The 18,443-nt window shown below is 58.6% G+C and carries 19 protein-coding genes and 3 tRNA genes; 3 read left to right on the forward strand and 19 right to left on the reverse strand.

The window, feature by feature from the left end; genetic code table 11:
- Positions 1–9 precede the first annotated feature (9 nt).
- The 17 genes from J9893_RS20770 to ruvA form a co-directional block, all read right to left on the reverse strand.
- A tRNA-Lys gene (locus J9893_RS20770) sits at positions 10–85 on the reverse strand.
- A gap of 48 nt (positions 86–133) precedes the next feature.
- A tRNA-Val gene (locus J9893_RS20775) sits at positions 134–209 on the reverse strand.
- A 32-nt stretch (positions 210–241) separates the two neighbouring features.
- Positions 242–317 (reverse strand) — tRNA-Lys (locus J9893_RS20780).
- 174 nt (positions 318–491) lie between these two features.
- The gene (gene ybgF, locus J9893_RS20785; RefSeq protein ID WP_210600071.1) at positions 492–1,301 is read right to left on the reverse strand and encodes a tol-pal system protein YbgF; all 810 of its coding nucleotides are present in this window, start codon (positions 1,299–1,301) and stop codon (positions 492–494) included.
- A 157-nt stretch (positions 1,302–1,458) separates the two neighbouring features.
- Entirely contained in the window at positions 1,459–1,983 is a 525-nt protein-coding gene (pal, locus tag J9893_RS20790; protein WP_010672877.1) for a peptidoglycan-associated lipoprotein Pal, read from the reverse strand.
- Between the two features lie 48 nt (positions 1,984–2,031).
- Positions 2,032–3,357, reverse strand: a complete 1,326-nt coding sequence (tolB, locus tag J9893_RS20795; RefSeq protein ID WP_010672876.1) for a Tol-Pal system beta propeller repeat protein TolB — start codon at positions 3,355–3,357, stop codon at positions 2,032–2,034.
- 92 nt (positions 3,358–3,449) lie between these two features.
- Positions 3,450–4,580 carry a cell envelope integrity protein TolA gene (tolA, locus tag J9893_RS20800; RefSeq protein ID WP_210600070.1) on the reverse strand — a complete coding sequence of 377 codons (1,131 nt, stop codon included), beginning with the start codon at positions 4,578–4,580 and terminating at the stop codon, positions 3,450–3,452.
- A gap of 5 nt (positions 4,581–4,585) precedes the next feature.
- Positions 4,586–5,032: a protein TolR gene (gene tolR / locus J9893_RS20805; protein WP_010672874.1), complete on the reverse strand. Its 447-nt coding sequence runs from the start codon at positions 5,030–5,032 to the stop codon at positions 4,586–4,588.
- A complete protein-coding gene (tolQ, locus tag J9893_RS20810; RefSeq protein WP_010672873.1) occupies positions 5,032–5,718 on the reverse strand; it encodes a protein TolQ in 687 nt (228 codons plus the stop codon). The genes tolR and tolQ overlap by 1 nt, the downstream gene beginning before the upstream one ends.
- Positions 5,708–6,115 carry a tol-pal system-associated acyl-CoA thioesterase gene (ybgC, locus tag J9893_RS20815; protein WP_010672872.1) on the reverse strand — a complete coding sequence of 136 codons (408 nt, stop codon included), beginning with the start codon at positions 6,113–6,115 and terminating at the stop codon, positions 5,708–5,710. The genes tolQ and ybgC overlap by 11 nt, the downstream gene beginning before the upstream one ends.
- Positions 6,116–6,401: 286 nt before the next feature.
- Positions 6,402–6,713 (reverse strand): cyd operon YbgE family protein, encoded by a 312-nt coding sequence (locus J9893_RS20820; RefSeq protein ID WP_039039483.1) that lies wholly within the window; start codon positions 6,711–6,713, stop codon positions 6,402–6,404.
- On the reverse strand, positions 6,700–6,816 hold the full coding sequence (cydX, locus tag J9893_RS20825) for a cytochrome bd-I oxidase subunit CydX (RefSeq protein WP_005331536.1): 117 nt from the start codon (positions 6,814–6,816) through the stop codon (positions 6,700–6,702). Before cydX ends, J9893_RS20820 begins: the two co-directional genes overlap by 14 nt.
- Before the next feature lie 14 nt (positions 6,817–6,830).
- Positions 6,831–7,967, reverse strand: coding sequence for a cytochrome d ubiquinol oxidase subunit II (cydB, locus tag J9893_RS20830; RefSeq protein WP_041211015.1), 1,137 nt, complete (start codon positions 7,965–7,967; stop codon positions 6,831–6,833).
- 12 nt (positions 7,968–7,979) lie between these two features.
- A complete protein-coding gene (locus J9893_RS20835) occupies positions 7,980–9,536 on the reverse strand; it encodes a cytochrome ubiquinol oxidase subunit I (protein ID WP_010672869.1) in 1,557 nt (518 codons plus the stop codon).
- A 686-nt stretch (positions 9,537–10,222) separates the two neighbouring features.
- A complete protein-coding gene (locus J9893_RS20840; protein WP_029313687.1) occupies positions 10,223–10,465 on the reverse strand; it encodes a hypothetical protein in 243 nt (80 codons plus the stop codon).
- Between the two features lie 10 nt (positions 10,466–10,475).
- Positions 10,476–11,486: a Holliday junction branch migration DNA helicase RuvB gene (gene ruvB, locus J9893_RS20845; protein WP_041211014.1), complete on the reverse strand. Its 1,011-nt coding sequence runs from the start codon at positions 11,484–11,486 to the stop codon at positions 10,476–10,478.
- Between the two features lie 8 nt (positions 11,487–11,494).
- Complete coding sequence (gene ruvA / locus J9893_RS20850) at positions 11,495–12,109, reverse strand: Holliday junction branch migration protein RuvA (protein WP_010672867.1); 615 nt, start codon at positions 12,107–12,109, stop codon at positions 11,495–11,497.
- 232 nt (positions 12,110–12,341) lie between these two features.
- Between ruvA and J9893_RS20855 the strand changes: the two genes are divergently transcribed.
- The 3 genes from J9893_RS20855 to J9893_RS20865 all read left to right on the forward strand — a co-directional run bounded on the left by J9893_RS20855 (position 12,342) and on the right by J9893_RS20865 (position 16,909).
- The gene (locus J9893_RS20855) at positions 12,342–14,222 is read left to right on the forward strand and encodes a methyl-accepting chemotaxis protein (protein ID WP_210600069.1); all 1,881 of its coding nucleotides are present in this window, start codon (positions 12,342–12,344) and stop codon (positions 14,220–14,222) included.
- A 137-nt stretch (positions 14,223–14,359) separates the two neighbouring features.
- On the forward strand, positions 14,360–16,084 hold the full coding sequence (locus J9893_RS20860) for a proline--tRNA ligase (RefSeq protein ID WP_210600068.1): 1,725 nt from the start codon (positions 14,360–14,362) through the stop codon (positions 16,082–16,084).
- Between the two features lie 195 nt (positions 16,085–16,279).
- Positions 16,280–16,909 carry a 3'-5' exonuclease gene (locus J9893_RS20865; RefSeq protein ID WP_210600067.1) on the forward strand — a complete coding sequence of 210 codons (630 nt, stop codon included), beginning with the start codon at positions 16,280–16,282 and terminating at the stop codon, positions 16,907–16,909.
- Between the two features lie 194 nt (positions 16,910–17,103).
- Here J9893_RS20865 and J9893_RS20870 read toward each other — a convergent pair whose 3' ends face one another.
- Both J9893_RS20870 and J9893_RS20875 read right to left on the reverse strand, forming a co-directional pair.
- Entirely contained in the window at positions 17,104–17,784 is a 681-nt protein-coding gene (locus J9893_RS20870) for an SDR family oxidoreductase (protein WP_045523363.1), read from the reverse strand.
- Between the two features lie 18 nt (positions 17,785–17,802).
- Positions 17,803–18,432, reverse strand: coding sequence for a TIGR04219 family outer membrane beta-barrel protein (locus J9893_RS20875; protein ID WP_010672862.1), 630 nt, complete (start codon positions 18,430–18,432; stop codon positions 17,803–17,805).
- Positions 18,433–18,443: the final 11 nt, after the last annotated feature.

The following is an 18,443-nucleotide window of genomic DNA, read 5'->3' on the forward strand; positions in this document are numbered from 1 at the left end:
TGTTCAGAGTGGTGGGTCGTGTAGGGTTCGAACCTACGACCAATTGATTAAGAGTCAACTGCTCTACCGACTGAGCTAACGACCCACATCCTGAACCTTTCACCAACCGCATGTGGCGGCCAGCATTACAACATGGTGGTCGTTACTGGGCTCGAACCAGTGACCCCCTCCTTGTAAGGGAGGTGCTCTCCCAGCTGAGCTAAACGACCTGGGAATATTGTCTTCACCTGCTGTGAAGAAATGGTGGGTCGTGCTGGATTCGAACCAGCGACCAATTGATTAAAAGTCAACTGCTCTACCGACTGAGCTAACGACCCTCACCACGACCAGTGCCGACTGCATTACTGCTCCGGCTCTGACGGCGGCCTATATTACGGATTTATCATCCTGGCGCAATAGAAAAATCTTAAATTAAATCTGATTGTTCACTGCGCATACAAAGCAGAGAGTTCTTTACAAGAGTGTTACGAAAACAGTGACATGCAGCAATGTCACAGCTTGGCCAGACTCTGTTTGGCCAGCTGGGCCGGCGAGGTGTTGGGGTAACCCTTGATCACCTGCTCATAGAAGGCCTTGGCCTCTGCTTTTTTACCGTCAAGCTGGGCGAGCATGCCGAGTTTCAGCAGGGCATCGGCCCGCTTGGGTGACTTGCTGTATTTGTTCGCCACCGTGGAGAACTGGCTCGCGGCCCCCGCCCTGTCACCCTTGTTGAACATCAGCTGGCCGAGCCAGTAGTGGGCATTGGGAACATAGCTGGAGTTCGGGAACTGCTTGATGAACCCTTCGAAGGCAGGAATGGCCTTGTCGTAGTTCTTCTCCTTGAGCACCATGTTCACGGCTGCGTCGTAGGCCTGGTTCTCATCCTGGTTGGTGGAGTAGTTGGCAGCCGCGGCAGGAGGCGTTGCAGCACCTGCAGCAGGTGTTGCGGGCGCGGCGGCAGGCTGGCTGTTGGCCACCTTGTCGAGCTCTTGGTAGAGTTGGCGCTGGCGCTCCTGGGACTGCTCCATCTGGTAGGTCTGCTGTTCCAGCTGACCACGCAGCTCGGAGACCTCCCCTTGCAGGGAGTCGACCTGTTGCTGCAGTTCGGCCTGCAGACGCAGACGGGCGTTGAGGGTACGCTCCAGCAGAGCAACCCGGTCTTCCAGGCTGCCGGTCGGTACGATGGCACCATTGTTGCCGCTCAGCACCACGCCGCTGCTGCCAGAATCCCCGCTCAGATCGCTCACGGGTGCCGCCGCTTGCGTATTCAAAGCAACCAACACGGCCAGCGCAACACCAGCTTGCTTGTACACAGATTTCATTCGGATCAAACCTTAGCGTTTAGTGCAAATAAAACGGCCAGCGCATAGTCGCTCGCTGATACAGATTTCATTCGGATCAAACCTTGACGTTTAGTGCAAATAAAACGGCCATCGAAATGGCCGCTTGCATATAAACGAACTTCGTTCGACTCAAACCTTAGTAAACCAGGACCGCACGGCGGTTCTTGGCAAAGGCTTCCTCGGTGTGGGACAGATCCAGCGGCTTCTCTTCGCCATAGCTGACGATGGAGAGCTGCTCGGCCTGCACACCCAGGGTTTGCAGATACTTGGCAACAGCCTTGGCACGACGCTCACCCAGCGCGATGTTGTATTCCGGCGTACCGCGCTCGTCGGCGTGGCCTTCGATCAGTACCTTGACGCTCGGACGTTCACGCAGGTAGCTGGCGTGGGCATCCAGCAGGTCGGCGTACTGACCCTGAATGTCGTAACCATCGTACGGGAAGTAGATCACGTTGTCGCGTTGCAGCGCTTCGAACTTCTGACGCATCTGCTCTTCCGGGGACAACATGCCGTTGGCGCCGCCGGTTTGTACACCGCCCATGCCGTCGGTCATGCCGGACTCGGCGCCAGCGGCGTCGGAGTCGGAAGAGGAGCTACAGGCAGCCAGGGTGAACAGTGGCAGTGCGATGGCCAGACCCTTGAGCAGTTTATTGAGTTGCATGCTATTTCCTTAAACCTTTATAACAAAACAAAAAACAATCGATTTTTATCAATTCAAGAAGGGCGACCAAGCTGGTGCACGAATTTCACCGCTACTGGTCGGAAGCACTGCCTTGAAGCGACCGTCGGTCGACACCAATGCAAGACTCTTACGACCCTGATAGATGGTGGCATAAATGATCATGCTGCCATTGGGAGCCACACTTGGCGATTCATCCAGAGCACTCTGGGTCAGTACCAGCATGGCTCCATTTTCCATATCCTGGCGAGCGATGCGATATTGTCCCTGAACCCGGGTCACCATCACCATGGACTTGCCGTCCGGTGTGATGGATGCCCCCTGGTTGGAATCCCCTTCCCAGGTCATCCGGCGAGTCATGCCAGTCGCCAAATTTACGCTATAAATCTGGGGTTTGCCACCACGTTCAGAGGTGAACAGCAAAGTTTGACCGTCCGGCATCCAGGAGGGTTCGGTGTCGATGGTACGGTTATTTGTGACTCGGGTGAGTTGCTTGCTAGCAACATCAACGACATAGATGTCAGGCTGCCCATCTTTGGACAGAACAATAGCCAAACGACGACCGTCTGGAGACCACTCCGGCGCACCGTTGATGCCACGGAAGCTGGTGATCAGACTGCGCTGCTGGGTGTAGATGTCCTGCACATAGATCTCGGACTTCTGGTTCTCGAAGCTCACGTAAGCCAGCTTGCTGCCATCCGGCGACCAGGCCGGGGACATCAGGGGTTCACGGGAGCGCAGCAGGGTCTTCTCGTTGTAGCCGTCGTAGTCGGAGATCCGCAGCTGATACGGGAACTGGGTGCCCTGCTGCACGGAGACATAGGCCAGACGAGTCAGGAAGGCGCCACGCTCACCGGTCAGACGCTCGTAGACGATGTCGGAGATGCGGTGGGCAAACTGGCGCATCTGGGCACCCGGGATGGTCGCCATGCGGCTGTCCAGGATGTAACCGTTCGCTTCACCGCCCTGGGTCTTGGCCAGCTGGCCTTTCAGGACGTCGACCAGCTCGAAGTTGATCTTGTAGGTACCATCACCCACGGCGGCGATGGAGCCGACCACCACGGCTTCGACCCCCTGGGAAGCCCAGGGTGCGAAGTTGATCTCGCCGCTGGTGCTCGGCGTCTGCGGCATCTGGCCACGAGCCAGCGGCTTGAACTTGCCGCTGCGCATCAGGTCGTTGGAGACCACTTCCGCGATATCCTGCGGCAACTGGCCATTGCCCTCCCACTTGAAGGGGGCGATGGCGATGGGGCGCGCACTGTCGATACCGCCGGTGATGACGATGTCCAAGGCCGCCTGAGCGCTCTGGCCTAGCAGAAGGCAGCCAACCAAAGCAAAAAACACTTTTCTTATCATGGCTTAAATACTCTGTTCCAAAAAAATGAGAGGTGAAATCCCTTTATCAGCAGATGCTGCCAACCACGGTCATTGACCCCGTTCTATCACGCTTAGATGCTCGGTTCTAACTTGAGGTTAAACTCCTTCAACATCTCGAATGCCGCCGGATCCTTCGGCACCGGCAACTGGTTGGCCTTCAGCACCGCCGCCTTGCCGGAGCGGCAGACCGCCGGATCACCCTGACCGTTGACCACCGAGATGACGAAGCCGCTACTGGCCAACTTGACACCGATAGTACATGTTTTGCCCCGCATGGTGGGATCCAAAATCATGTAGCGCTCGACCGTGGCCTTGATGAGGGCGGCATACTTGTCGACTTCGCCCTTGGCGGCTGCCGATGCTGCCTGACTGCGCGCATTGGCCTCGGCGGCCAGCTGCTGCTCCATCATGGCTTCCATCTCTTTTTGCAACTTGGCCTCTTCGGCCGCCTTGCGCTTGCGCTCCGCCTCAATCTTGGCCTTTCTGTCAGCCTCGGCCTTCGCCTTCTTCTCTGCGTCAGCTTTTGCCTTCTTGTCAGCCTCTTCCTTCGCCTTCTTCTCGGCCTCCGCCTTGGCTTTCTTCTCGGCTTCCGCCTTCGCCTTTTTCTCGGCTTCGGCCTTGGCCTTCTTCTCGGCTTCCGCTTTCTTGGCCTTGGCCTCTTCCGCCTTGGCCTTCTCTTCAGCCTGCTTCTTCTCCAGCTCTTCTTTTTTCTTCTTGAGCGCCAGCGCCTTGGCCTCTTCCGCCGCCTTGCGTTCGGCTTCGGCCTTCTTGGTCTTCTGCTCTTCCAGCTTGCGGGCTTCCTCGGCTTTCTGGGCCTTCTCTTCCGCCTGCTTCTGTTCAGCCTCTTTCTTCTGCTTGTCGGCTTCGGCCTTGCGGGTCGCCTCTTCGGCCTGCTTGCGCTTGGTCTCGGCGATACGCAGACGCTCCTGCTCCTGTGCCAGCTCGCGTTTGACGCGCTCAGCGTCTTCCTTGTCTTTCTGCTGCTGTGCAGCCTTGGGCTGGGCCTGCTTCTGCTGCTGGACCTGCTGCATCTGCTGCTCCAGCATTTCGCTGTCCATCATGACCGCATTGACGATCTGTCCCTTGGACTCGGGGCGCTTGGGTTTGCTGAAGTCGACACCGACCAGCAGGATGATGCCGATGATCAGATGCAGCAGCAGCGACGCGACGAGATAACCGGAAATACCACGCTTCACATCCATCTCCGTCAGTTCACCGGATCCGTCATCAGACCAACCTGAGGCACACCGGCTTTCTTGAGGGCCACCATCAGCAGGATCACCTCCTCGTAGCGCACGGACTTATCACCGGCGACCACCACGGGTGCGTTCTGGTTGATGGCCAGATAGCCCATGGCCTTCTCGGTGATGTACTGCTGCATCGCCTCTGGGGTGCCACTCGGTACGGGTTCGTCATCCGCCTCGCCGGCCTTGATGACGTACTCACCCTCGGTATTGACGCTGACGATGAAAGGCGGCTTGGAGTCTTCCGGCAACTGCTCGGACTCCGCCTGAGGCAGGTCGACCTTGACCCCCTGCGTGATCACGGGCGTGACCGCCATGAAGATGATGAGCAGCACCAGCATGACGTCGATATAGGGCACCACGTTGATCTCGGCGACCTTCTTGCGTTTGAGCCGCTGATAGGTTTGCATTACTTCTCACCCTGCTGTGCGATTTGGCGGTTCAGAATGGTGGTGAACTCGTCCATGAAGTTGGCGTAGGCGTTTTCCAGCCGTTCGACCTTGTTGGTGAAGCGGTTGTAGAAGATAACGGCCGGGATGGCGGCAAACAGACCCATGGCGGTGGCGATCAGCGCTTCCGCGATACCCGGTGCCACCATCTGCAGGGTCGCCTGCTGAACCTGACCCAGAGCGATAAAGGCGTTCATGATCCCCCAGACGGTACCGAACAGACCGATATAGGGGCTGATGGAACCGATGGTCGCCAAGACCGGTAGGTTGGACTCGAGATCGTCCACTGCACGGGACAGGGAGACGCGCATGGCACGATAGGTACCGTCCATCACCGCATCCTGACCGCGGGCACCGGCCTTGAGCAGGCGGGCATACTCCTTGAAGCCGGAGTAGAAGATGTCTTCCATGCCTTCGATGTCGTCACGACGGGAGGAGGACTCCTGGTAGAGACGATTGAGGTCGACCCCGGACCAGAATCTGTCTTCAAACTGCTCCGAGGCGAGGTTGGCCGCCTTGATGGCCTTGGAGCGCTGTATGATCAGCGCCCAGGAGACGACCGACATGCCCATCAGGGTCATCATGACCAGTTTCACCAACAGACTGGCTTGCCAGAACAGGCCAATAAACGAAATTTCAGCGTGCACTTAACAGCACTCCCTTGATTTTTTCAGGTATTGCAACAGGTTTCATTTGCGGATGACTTACACAGGCGATCTGTACCATGGCCTGAGTGATCAGCCGTCCATCAGCCGCCAGGATCTGCTGTGAAAAACGCATGGAAGCGCGTTTCACTTCAGTTACTTGCGTCATTACGGTCAGCAGTTCATTGAAGCGGGCCGCCGCGCGGAAGTCGATTTCGGTGCGACTCACCACAAACGCGATCCCTGCCTGCAGCAGGACATCCTGTTCGATGCCGCCTGCGCGCAGGAATTCGGTGCGGGCCCGTTCCATAAACTTGAGATAATTGGCGTTGTAGACGATGCCTCCGGCATCCGTGTCTTCGTAGTAGACACGCACCGGAAACTCAGAGACTTCCCCCATAAAAATCTGTGATCCATTCGACAGTCAGATGGGGGGCTATCATAGCGCAGGGCTGAATAGGAAAGAAGCAGGGGGAGACAGGGAAATCCCGTCTCTTCCTGTTTTTTATGGCGTGCTGCGGCGCCGACAGGCCGAAGACCACAGGGCTGTCAGCATCGCAAGAAAAGCGGAAAAGAGAAGTGGCTGCGAGCGGCGTGACAAGCGAGGTTCGGTTGCTCTGACCGGGCGACGGCACGCCCGTCAAAAAAGAAGAAGGAGGTGGGCTGATGCCGACCTCCTTCATCATTTATGGCAGGTAGTAGCTGCTGGTCAGCCAGAGCCCGCAGAGCAGGCTGGGCAGGGCGAGCCAGGGGAAGAACAGCACGCGACCCACCAGGCTGCGCGGGTGAAACCCCAGTCCATGCATGACACCGCAACAGACCGCCCACATCAGCCAGGGCGCAAGCCAGAGGCCGTGCTCACTGGTGTTGGCCGCGACCAGGTTGGGCGCCTGCAAGATGGCGACAGCCAGCAGGGCCGCCGCCAGCAGCATCAGACCTTGCCATGGCTGGCGCTCCAGAGGAGCGGCCAGCCGGGCGAGCCTGTCACTTGTCTTCATCAATCTGACGATCCAGGTTCTCGGTGTGCTCCAGCCAGAGCGCATTGATAATCCCAAACGCACAGGCCAGCAGCAGCCCCAGGATCCAGGTGAAATACCACATATCAGGGCACCTTCTTAGTAGAGCGATTGTTGGTTGTCTTCGATGTGCTTGTTACTCACCCGGCCGAACATCTTGATGTAGGTCCAGATGGTGTAAGCCAGCACGGTCGGCACGAAGACGACTGCGACTACCGTCATCACCTTGAGGGTGTTGAAGGAGGCGGTGGAATCCCACATGGTCAGGCTCTGGGACGGCTCGAGGCTCGAGGGCATCACGAACGGGAACATGGAGAAGCCCGCGGTCAGGATGATGCCGGCGATGCCTAAGGAGGAGAACAGGAACGCCACCCAACCCTTGTCCAGCTTGGCCGCCACGGCGGTCAGCAGACACATCACCAGACCCAGAACGGGTGCGGCAATCATCCAGGGATAGAGGTTGTAGTTCTGCATCCAGGCACCGGCCTGCACCACCACTTCCTTGTGAAGGGGGTTGGTGACGGCGTCGGTGGCGACGGAGCCCACAATCACATAACCATCCATGCCGCTCACCCAGACACCGGCCAGGGCGAACAGCACCAGGGTCAGCAGGGAGAAGATCATGGCGGCGGTGCGAGAGCGCGCCAGCACTTCACCTTCGGTCTTCATCATCAGCCAGGTTGCACCCTGGGTGATGATCATGAAGAGGCTCACCAGACCGGCCAGCAGACCGAACGGATTGAGCAGACCGAAGAAGTTGCCGTGATAGGTCATCATCAGGAACTGGTTGAAGCTGAACGGTACACCCTGCAGCAGGTTGCCGAACGCCACCCCGAAGATGACAGGGGGAATGGCGCTACCGGCAAACAGAGCCCAGTCCCAGTTGGAGCGCCACTTGGCATCTTCCTGCAGGGAGCGGTACTTGAAACCGACCGGACGGAAGAACAGCGCCATCAGGGTCAGGATCATGGCGATGTAGAAGCCGGAGAAGGCCGCCGCATAGACCATGGGCCAGGCGGCGAACAGGGCACCACCGGCGGTCACCAGCCAGACCTGGTTGCCTTCCCAGTGCGGCCCCATGGTGTTGAGCATCACGCGACGCTCCACATCCTTCTTGCCGACGAAGGGGAGCAGGGCGCCCACCCCCATATCGAAACCGTCGGTGATGGCAAACCCGATCAGCAGCACGCCGACCAGCACCCACCAGACCAGACGCAACAGTTCGTAATCAAACATGGGTCACTCTCCTTATGCCTTGCTCTGTTCGAAGTGGTACTTGCCCGTCTTCAGGCTGCTTGGGCCCAGGCGCGCATACTTGAACATCAGGTACATCTCGATGATCAGCAGTACGGTGTAGAACAGGAAGATCCCGATCAGAGAGAACCAGATCTCGGACGCAGGAATGTTGGATGCAGAGACATAAGTCGGCAGCATCTCGGCGATGGTCCAGGGTTGACGACCGTATTCAGCGACAAACCAGCCCGCCTCGATGGCGATCCAGGGCAGCGGGATGCCGTACAGCAGCGCCTTGAGCAGCCACTTGCGCTCGCCGATCTTGTGGCGGGTGCTGTCATAGAAGGCCAGACCGATCAGCACCAGCATCAGGATGCCGCAGGCGACCATGATGCGGAAGGCGAAGAACAGCGGCAGTACCTGCGGGATGGAGTCATCCACGGCGGCCTTGATCTGCTCGTCGGTGGCGTCGGTCACGTTGGGGGTGTAACGCTTGAGCAGCAGACCGTAGCCCAGATCCTGCTTCACTTCGTCGAAGCGGGCGCGGGTATCGTCGGACTTGTCACCGGATTGCAGCTTGGTCAGCAGGTCGTAGGCGGTCATGCCGTTGCGCACGCGCAGCTCGTGCTCGCTCTTGAGATCCTTGAGACCGGTTACCTGACCGTCCAGGGAACGGGTGGCGATGATGCCGAGGGCATAGGGGATCTTGATGGCGTAGTCGGTGCGCATCTCTTCCTGGTTCGGGATCCCGAACAGGGTGAAGGATGCCGGAGCCGGCTCCGTGTTCCACTCGGCCTCGATGGCCGCCAGTTTCACCTTCTGTACTTCCCCGGTCTCGTAGCCGGACTCGTCACCCAGCACCAGCACGGAGAGGATGGAGGCCATGCCGAACGCGGCCGCGATGGCGAAGGAGCGACGAGCGAACGCCACATCACGATTCTTCAGCAGGTAATAGGAGGAGATCCCGAGCACGAACATGGCGCCCGTGGTATAGCCTGCCGCCACGGTGTGGACGAACTTGACCTGGGCAACCGGGTTGAACACCAGGTCGGCGAAGCTCACCATCTCCATGCGCATGGATTCGAAGTTGAACTCGGCACCCACCGGGTTCTGCATCCAGCCGTTGGCGACCAGGATCCAGAGTGCGGAAAGGTTGGTCCCGAGCGCCATCAGCCAGGTAGCCGCCAGGTGCTGGCGCTTGCTGAGACGATCCCAACCGAAGAAGAACATACCGACGAAGGTGGACTCCAGGAAGAAGGCCATCAAGCCTTCGATGGCCAGCGGGGCCCCGAAGATGTCGCCGACATAGTGGGAGTAGTAAGCCCAGTTGGTACCGAACTGAAACTCCATGGTGAGCCCGGTGGTAACCCCGAGGGCAAAGTTGATACCGAACAACTTGCCCCAGAACTTGGTCATGTCCCGGTACACTGTGTTGTTGGTCATCACATAGACAGACTCCATGATCGCCAGGATGAAGGCCATCCCCAGCGTCAAGGGTACAAACAGGAAGTGATAAAGGGCCGTCGCAGCAAATTGGAACCGCGATAGGTCTACCACATGCTCAGCAATCATGATGTTTCCTCACCGATTATTGGCACGGCTATTTTAAGTTTTAAGGACAAAGCTTCCATTGGAAGTCCCCGAACGGTCGGTCACCCCTCGCGGTCTGACCGGATTCGACTGCCACCACATTAACAACAAGGCAATATACAGGAACAAAAAAAGCTAATGTTTAACATCTAATAAACAATAACCAGGGTTCTATTCCCGCCTATAATGATCGCTGTTTTATATCACCTTTATTTGATTGAAATCAATGTAAAACCACCCTCAATACATGTTTTTTCAAGGTAACTTATAGGGCTTTTCCCATTAATTATGGGAGCTTCATCACAAAAAACACCAACCCGTAAATAATTGATTTAAATCAATTTTATGACATACCGAAATAGTTTCAATTCTGTTAAACAAATACGTAACCCCGGAAATAAAGCCCTCGCATCTCGATTATTTCAATAAATGGCCAGGCTCATCCAAAAATCAATTTAAACCCAGTAAAAACACATGTTTATGCGGATTGACACCCCCACCAAAATCATTAGTTTATCTAATCAAAAGCCCATAGATTTTCTTGTTTGTCCCACCCGGAAAGAGCTCCTACAATGCGCCTCGCAGTGAGGGCATACCTCTGAATACAGGCCGGTCATTCCGGGTTCCCGGTACGTATTCGATGAACATTTCGAACCTGTTTGTTGGGATTAATGATGAAAAAGTTTGTTGCCAAGACCATCCGTTACTACAAGCTTTCTTTCGTTCAACTCTATCAAATGAACCGACTCTGAAGCCTCGCGACGGCTCCTCTGTTTTTTCCCGACCGGTCTGCAGACGCGCTCACTGTCTGTGAACATCCATCCTGAATTGTCTTTGCCCACCGCCTGTGCCGTGGGCTTTTTTTTGCCCGCAAAACAAAAAGCCGCCTCAAGGGCGGCTTTTTGGTTCATATCGCAACGTCTACTGATCTGCCGGTCGTTCCAGGCCAAAGTGTGCGTAGGCTCTCTGAGTTGCGATCCGCCCTCTGGGTGTACGTTGCAGATAGCCTTGCTGGATCAGATAAGGTTCCAGCACGTCTTCTATGGTGTCCTTCTCCTCACCGATGGCGGCGGCCAGGTTGTCGAGCCCGACTGGCCCCCCCATAAACTTGTCGATGACGGCCAACAATAGCTTGCGATCCATGAAGTCGAAACCTTCGTTGTCCACGTCCAGCATGTCCATAGCTCGGGCCGCAATGGGTCCGTCAATTCGCCCGTCAGACTTCACCTGGGCAAAATCTCGTACCCGCCTTAACAAACGGTTAGCAATCCGCGGTGTCCCCCGGGAGCGACGGGCTACCTCGAGAGCGCCGTCTTCCGTCATGTCGAGCCCGAGGCAGCGGGCGCTGCGAGAGACGATGTCGGTCAGGTCCTTGACGTTGTAAAACTCGAGGCGCTGCACGATGCCAAACCGATCCCGCAGGGGGCTGGTGAGGGAGCCGGCCCGGGTGGTGGCACCGATCAGGGTGAAGGGAGGGAGATCGAGCTTGATGGAGCGGGCCGCTGGCCCCTCCCCTATCATGATGTCGAGCTGATAATCCTCCATGGCCGGATAGAGCACCTCCTCCACCACCGGGCTGAGACGGTGGATCTCGTCGATGAAGAGCACATCGTTCGGTTCCAGGTTGGTGAGGAGCGCCGCCAGATCGCCGGCCTTCTCCAGCACGGGACCCGAGGTGGTCTTGATGTTGACCCCCATCTCGTTGGCGACGATGTTGGCCAGCGTGGTCTTGCCAAGGCCGGGAGGCCCGAAGATCAGCAGATGATCGAGGGCCTCCCCGCGCTGGCGGGCGGCCTCGATGAAGATCTCCATCTGATCGCAGACGTGATCCTGTCCGGTGTAATCGGCCAGCTTTCTGGGCCGGATGGCCCGATCGATGATCTCGTCCTCACGGGCGGCACCGGCCGAGATGAGGCGATCCGCTTCAATCATTGTCTACCTCACACCAGGCTGCGCAGGGATTCACGAATGATCTCCTCTACCGACATGCCATCGGCGGCCACCTTGCTGACGATCTGGCTGGCCTGCTGCGGCTTGTAGCCGAGGGCCACCAGTGCACTGGCCGCCTCCTCGCTCGCATCTGGGGCACGCAGCGGGCTCTCTTTCGCGGGCAGGGTGATTTCGGCCGGGGAGAAGAGATCGTGGCTGACCCAGCCCTTGAGGCGGTCTTTCATCTCCACCACCAGGCGCTCGGCGGTCTTCTTGCCCACGCCGGGCAACTTGACCAGGGAGCTTATCTCCTCGCGCTCGACGCTCATCACAAACTGGGTGGCCGTCATGCCGGAGAGAATGGCCAGGGCAAGCTTGGGGCCGACCCCGTTGGTCTTGATCAGCTCGCGAAACAGCGCCCGCTCCTGCTTGTGGTTGAAGCCGTAGAGCAGCTGGGCATCTTCACGCACCACGAAGTGGGTGTGAATGACGGCCTCCTTCCCGAGTTCGGGCAGATCATAGAAGCAGCTCATGGGCATATGAACCTCATATCCCACCCCTCCGACCTCCAGCAACACCTCGGGGGGTTGCTTCTCGATGATGACGCCTCTCAAGCGACCGATCATGTTCTTTTCCTCGCCACGCAGACTCTCGCAAATTGGGTCATAGCATAAAGAATAACTGGATAAGTATCCAGCATAGGTCCATGCAGATCATGGGATGACCCGCTCTTCATACCCGTCCATTTCCCTCGTTCAGAACACTGTCTGTCACTTTATTTTCCATCGGGGATGGCACATCTTCGTCATTGATTGAACACTGAAATGGTCTTGTTCGGCACCAGGGATGGCTTGAATCATGAAAATTGTCACCACATCCAACCTCGGACTCACCATTCTGCTCGGCTGCACCCTGGGCATGGGGGCGATCGGCTGGTATGGCAGCCAGCGGCTGGCTGATCTGCTCTCCTACGTCCTGGGTGCCGCCTGGCAGACGGCAGATGGTGCCATGGAGGGCTCCATCGAACTCGGCAACCAGTCGCTCTATATCCAGAAGATGCTCTCGGGGATCCCCCTCGACGCACCGGAGCTGCAACGGGCAAAAGAGGCGGCCAGCGACGCTTTGCGCCGGGTGGAGCAAGGCGGGCTCATCGATGCGGCAGCCATCACCACGCTGAAGCAGCATGAGCAGACCTATCAGCAAGAGCAGGCACAGCTGCTGACCCTCTATCGCACCTTCACGAGCGCCGATGAGGCACTGCGTGCCAGTTCTGAACGCATGTCACGCCTCTCGACCAGGCTGGAGGTGATCGGTGACGAGGCCGTCGAGAGCCTCACCCGCTCACCGGATCAGGCCATCAGCTGGAACGGCGGCCTCGCGACCCGCTGGCAGGCGGCCGATGGCGGCATGCTGGCAACCGGCCAGTTCGATGTGCCCGGTGACGGGGAGTTTGCAGGCCAAATGCTCTCCACCCAGTATCGTGCCCTGCAAGCCGACAATGCCCGCCAGATCCGTGAATGGACCACAGCCCTGATCGCTTATCAGAACCAGCTGACCCGTTACGAACACAGTGCCGACCAGCTCAGGCTGGCGCTGGTCGAGGTCGAAGCCCAGGGGGACGCCACCGTCGAGGATCAGGTTCACCAGCTCAACGCCATCATCGACTACACCAGAGGACTCATCCTGGGGGGCTTGCTGCTCAGCCTGCTGAGCGTCACCTGCTGCGGCTTCTGGCTGGTACGCACCATTGTTCGTCCGCTACTCCAGGTCGACAAGCGCATGCAGGACATCGCCGCCGGGGAGGGAGATCTCAATGCCCGCATCAACCTCTCACGCGACGACGAGATTGGCTCCCTGGCCGGCAGCGTGGATCGCTTCATCGAGAAGCTGCAGAAGATGATCAGCGCCACCATGGACAACAACCAGCACATCAACCAGCACGTGCACACCTCGGTCAACCGGGTCCAGGCCATCAGCCAGAGCAGCCGCCAGACCGCTGCGCATGCCCAGGCGCTGCACCACGACAGCGAGCAGATGGTGCAGGTGGCCACCACCATCTCGGACAACTGCAACCTGGCGGCACACAACGACAACGAGGTGCGCCAGCTCACCACGCAAAGCAGCCAGTATGTCTCCTCCGCCACCGCCGGCATGCAGCGGGTGGTCATGGAGGTGGGTGAATGTGCCACCGCCATCAACGCCCTCAAGGAGCAGGCAGGGCAGATTGGCCAGATCATCTCTACCATCAGCAATATCTCGGAGCAGACCAACCTGCTGGCACTCAATGCCGCCATCGAAGCCGCCCGGGCGGGCGAGATGGGGCGCGGTTTTGCCGTGGTGGCCGACGAGGTGCGCACCCTGGCCAATCGCACCGCCACCTCCAGTGCCGAGATAACGAACGTGATCAACAGCATCCAGCAGCAGACAGAGCAGGCTTATCTGATGATGCAACGCAACCTGAAAACTGTGGAATCGGGTATGGCGGACTCCGACAACACCAAACAGATCCTGTTCAAGGTAGAAGAGGCCATCGATCAGCTCGCCGACATGGTGCAACAGGTGGCAGAGGCGACCAGCCAGCTCTCCCACACCCTGGGGCACACCACGGGCAAGGTTTCGGATATCAGCCTGCAGGCCCAGACGGGCGAACAGGAAGCCCAGGAGTGCCTGCAACTGGCCTCCTCCCTCCATCAGGCCAGCCAGCAGCAACAGCAGTTGCTGTCGCAATTTCGGGTCTAGTGCGGGCGGGGCAAGGCCCCCGCCCTCCCCCCAGCGCCGCTGAATTTAGCCCTTGGGCCGGGGGGCTTCGCCTGTTAAAATTCCGCACTTGAAATTTTCCAGGGCCAAGCCGCCCGAACTAGCGAAGGTCTACCGCGATGCGTACCAGCCAATATCTGCTTTCCACTCTCAAGGAAACCCCCTCCGACGCTGAAGTTGTCAGCCACCAGCTGATGCTGCGCGCCGGGATGATCCGCAAACTCGCTTCCGGCATGTACGCCTGGCTGCCGACCGGCCTGCGGGTCCTTAAGAAGATTGAAAACATCGTCCGCGAAGAGATGAACAATGCGGGTGCCGTCGAAGTGTCCATGCCTGTGGTACAGCCCGCCGAGCTGTGGCAGGAGTCCGGCCGCTGGGATGACTACGGCCCCGAGCTGTGCCGCCTGACCGACCGTCACAACCGCCCCTTCGTGCTGGGTCCGACCCACGAAGAGGTGATCACCGCGCTGGTCCGTTACGAAGTGAACAGCTACAAGCAACTGCCGCTGAATCTGTACCAGATCCAGACCAAGTTCCGCGATGAAGTGCGCCCCCGTTTCGGCGTGATGCGTGGCCGCGAATTCCTGATGAAGGATGCCTACTCCTTCCACATCGACAAGGCCTCCCTGGTCGATACCTATGAGAAGATGCATGCGGCCTACTGCACCGCCTTCACTCGCATGGGTCTGAACTTCCGCCCGGTGCAGGCCGATACCGGCTCCATCGGGGGCACCGGCTCCCACGAATTCCAGGTGCTGGCCGAGAGCGGTGAAGACTTGATCGCCTTCTCCGATACATCCGATTACGCCGCCAACATCGAGATGGCCGAAGCCCTGGCACCGGCTGGCGAGCGCGCTGCCGCAACCAAAGCCCTGACCAAGGTGGCCACCCCGGCCGTCCACACCATCGATGAAGTAGCCGCTTTCCTGAACGTGGCGCCGACCGCCATCGCCAAGACCCTGCTGGTACTGGCCGAGGAAGACGAGCACGGCAAACAGGCCGTCATCGCCCTGGTACTGCGTGGCGACCACGAGCTGAACGAAATCAAGGCCGAGAAGCTTTCTGGCGTGGCTAACCCACTGACCTTCGCCAATGACGAGCAGATCAAGGCTGCCGCCGGTTGCGACGCAGGCTCCATCGGCCCGGTCGGCTTTGCCGGTCGCATCATCGTCGATCGCAGCGCCGCCCATCTGAGCGATTTTGTTTGCGGCGCCAACGAGACCGGTTTCCACCTGACCGGTGCCAACTGGGATCGCGACATCGCCTCTTACGAAGTGGCCGACCTGCGCAACGTGGTGGAAGGTGATCCGAGCCCGTGCGGCCAGGGCAAGCTGCTGCTCAAGCGCGGTATCGAAGTGGGCCACATCTTCCAGTTGGGCACCAAGTACTCCGAAGCGATGAAGGCGAGCGTGCTGAACGAGGGCGGCAAGTCCGTCACCATGGAGATGGGTTGCTACGGCATCGGGGTTTCCCGCCTGGTGGCCGCCGCCATCGAGCAGAACAACGACCAGTACGGCATCATCTGGCCGGACGCCATCGCGCCGTTCGAGGTGGCCATCGTGCCGATGAACATGCACAAGTCCGAGCGCGTGGCCGAGCAGGCGCAGCAGTTCTACGCCGAGCTCAAAGCCGCCGGTGTGGACGTGCTGTTTGACGACCGCAAGGAGCGCCCGGGTGTGATGTTCGCCGACATGGAGCTGATCGGTGTGCCTCACGCCATCGTCATCGGTGACCGTGGTCTCGACAACGGCGTGGTGGAGTACAAGTGCCGCCGCTCCGGCGAGAAGCAGGAAGTGGCGATCAAAGAGATCGTTGCCATGCTCAAGGCCAAGCTGGGTCGCTGATAACGCCGACACCGCCTCTCGCTTTTCATAGGAAAGCCCCTAGTGCCACGGCACTCGGGGCTTTTTATATGGCTCTCAGCCATGATGCACAAAAATGCGTCTCCAGCGTGAACCAATGAGATAGCTGCATTGCCCTGTACACGGCACGGCTGATTTCCTAGACTGGCGCTCTTTACCCAGCTTGCCCGAGAAGTTATGTCCATCGCCTCAGCCAATACCGTTGTCGTGCTCGACTTCGAGACCACAGGGCTCTCACCCGGACAAGGGGATAGAGCCATCGAGTTCGGTGCCGTCAGAATCAAGGATGGCCATATCAGTGAGCGTTTCTCGGCATTGATGAATCCGGGCTTCAACGTGAGCAGCTTCATCGAGCAATATACCGGGATCAGCAATGCCATGCTGAAACAGGCTCTCCCCTGTAACGAGGTGATGGCGGATTTCGTCGACTTTATCGGTGATGACAATCTGGTCGCCCACAACGCCTCCTTCGACAAGCGCTTTCTGGATGCGGAAGTCGAGCGGCTGCCGGCGCGATACCGCGGGCAGTTCGCCTGCTCCCTGCTGCTGTCGAGGCGCCTGTTTCCCGATGCCCCGGATCACAAGCTGGGCACCCTGGTGCAATACAAGCGCCTGCCCAATGACGGGGTGTTTCACCGTGCCCTGGCGGATGCAGAGGTGACGGCCCACCTCTGGCTTGCCTTGTTGGAAGAGCTGGCGTGTCGACATGGCATTATCGACCCGGATTTTGAATGGCTGCTGACCCTTGGCAAGAAGCCAAAACAGGTGATTCCATCCTTCCTGCGGGAATATGCGACTCGGAAATAATATGTGCCGACATGCATCATCAATCATCCATGCCATGTCGGCACTGAATTTACCCGCCTTCACATCCATGATGGCCCGACGTAAAGAGAGGCAGGCAAGCAGATAATTTAGCACTGCACATCAATGAAAAAGCGCGCCAAATGGCGCGCTTTTTGTTTCCTTGTCATCTGGCGACGGGGCCGGTTCACGGCGCTTCAGGCATTGCGACCGATGAAGAGATCGGTCACATGGCAGCTGCTTCTCGCGGCCAGCGCATCCAGCATGTAGGCTGCCGCGTCTTCCGGCGTCATGAAGCCACTCGAATCCACGTGATCCGAATTCTCCCAGAACTCGCTGCGGATCCCGCTCGGATAGAGGTTCACCAGTCGCAGGGGAGCACTCTTCAGCTCGGCCCGCAAGGATTCGAGAAAGCCGCGCATGCCCCATTTGGAGGCGCAATAGAGGCTCTCGTTGGCCTTGCCGGTCTGGGCGGCAGAGGAGAGCACATTCGCCAGCACGCCGCCCTTGTCACCGATGAGGCGCACCGTCTGCTGGGCCACCAGTATGGTGGAGATGAGATTGCTCTCCACCACCCGGCGGATCTGCTCGGCGGTGTAGACACCCACCGGGCCGAACTCACCGACACCGGCACAATGGATCACCATGTCGGGCAGGCCGCCCCACTCCACCGCAGCGGCAAAGGCGACATCCACCTCTTCGTGGTGCGCCAGATCGGCGGCAATGCCGATCACCGCCTTGCCGAGCAGCTCTTCCTGCTCCTGCAGTTTCTGGTAACGGCGACCCATCATGGAAACCTGATGGCCGCGTTCAACCAGCCCTATGGTCAGGGCGCGGCCCAGTCCGGATCCGGCGCCAGTCACTATGATGTGGCCCATGTGTGCTCCTCAGGGAGATCAGAAGGTGAATTCACCACCGATGAACCAGCCGTCGATGGTCTGATCGACGCGATCGAAGTCCATCTCGGCCTCACGCCAGCCGGCGCGGATCTTGAGCGGCACGGAAGAGAACTTGTAGGAGCCGCCCAGACGGTAGTCGTAGTTGTCGGCATCCTGCACCCGCATATCGCCAAACGCCGCAAAGCCGGTCCCCGGGATGCGTACTTCACCCCCGGTGTAGGCCATCAGCACATCCTTGTCATAGGAGTAGTGCTGGGTGTTGAAATCACCGTCGTAGCGACGACCGGTCAGACCCAGATCGATCTGGAACAGATCGTTGTTGAACAGGCGATAGTAGAGGCTCAGGTCGTAAGCCAGCAGATCGTTGTTGAAGCTGCCACCGCTGCTGCTGAAGTCGGACATTTCAAACTTGGCGTTGGGCAGCAGCAGGATGCCGTGCTCCAGTTGCAGGTAGCCGCTCCAGTTGTAGTTCTCGTCGTAGCTGCCATCGGCACCCACGCTGCTGACCTGGCCACTTCCCTGGGCATTCCACAGATCGGCACCCGCCGCAAAACGCCAGTCATTGGCGGCCATGGCCCCATGGCTGAGCAGAGCCATCACAGTGCCGGCAATCAGGGTCTTCTTCATCACTTCGCTCC

It is taken from the genome of Aeromonas sp. MaB10011B (assembly GCF_017939325.1).
Classification (GTDB): domain Bacteria; phylum Pseudomonadota; class Gammaproteobacteria; order Enterobacterales; family Aeromonadaceae; genus Aeromonas; species Aeromonas caviae.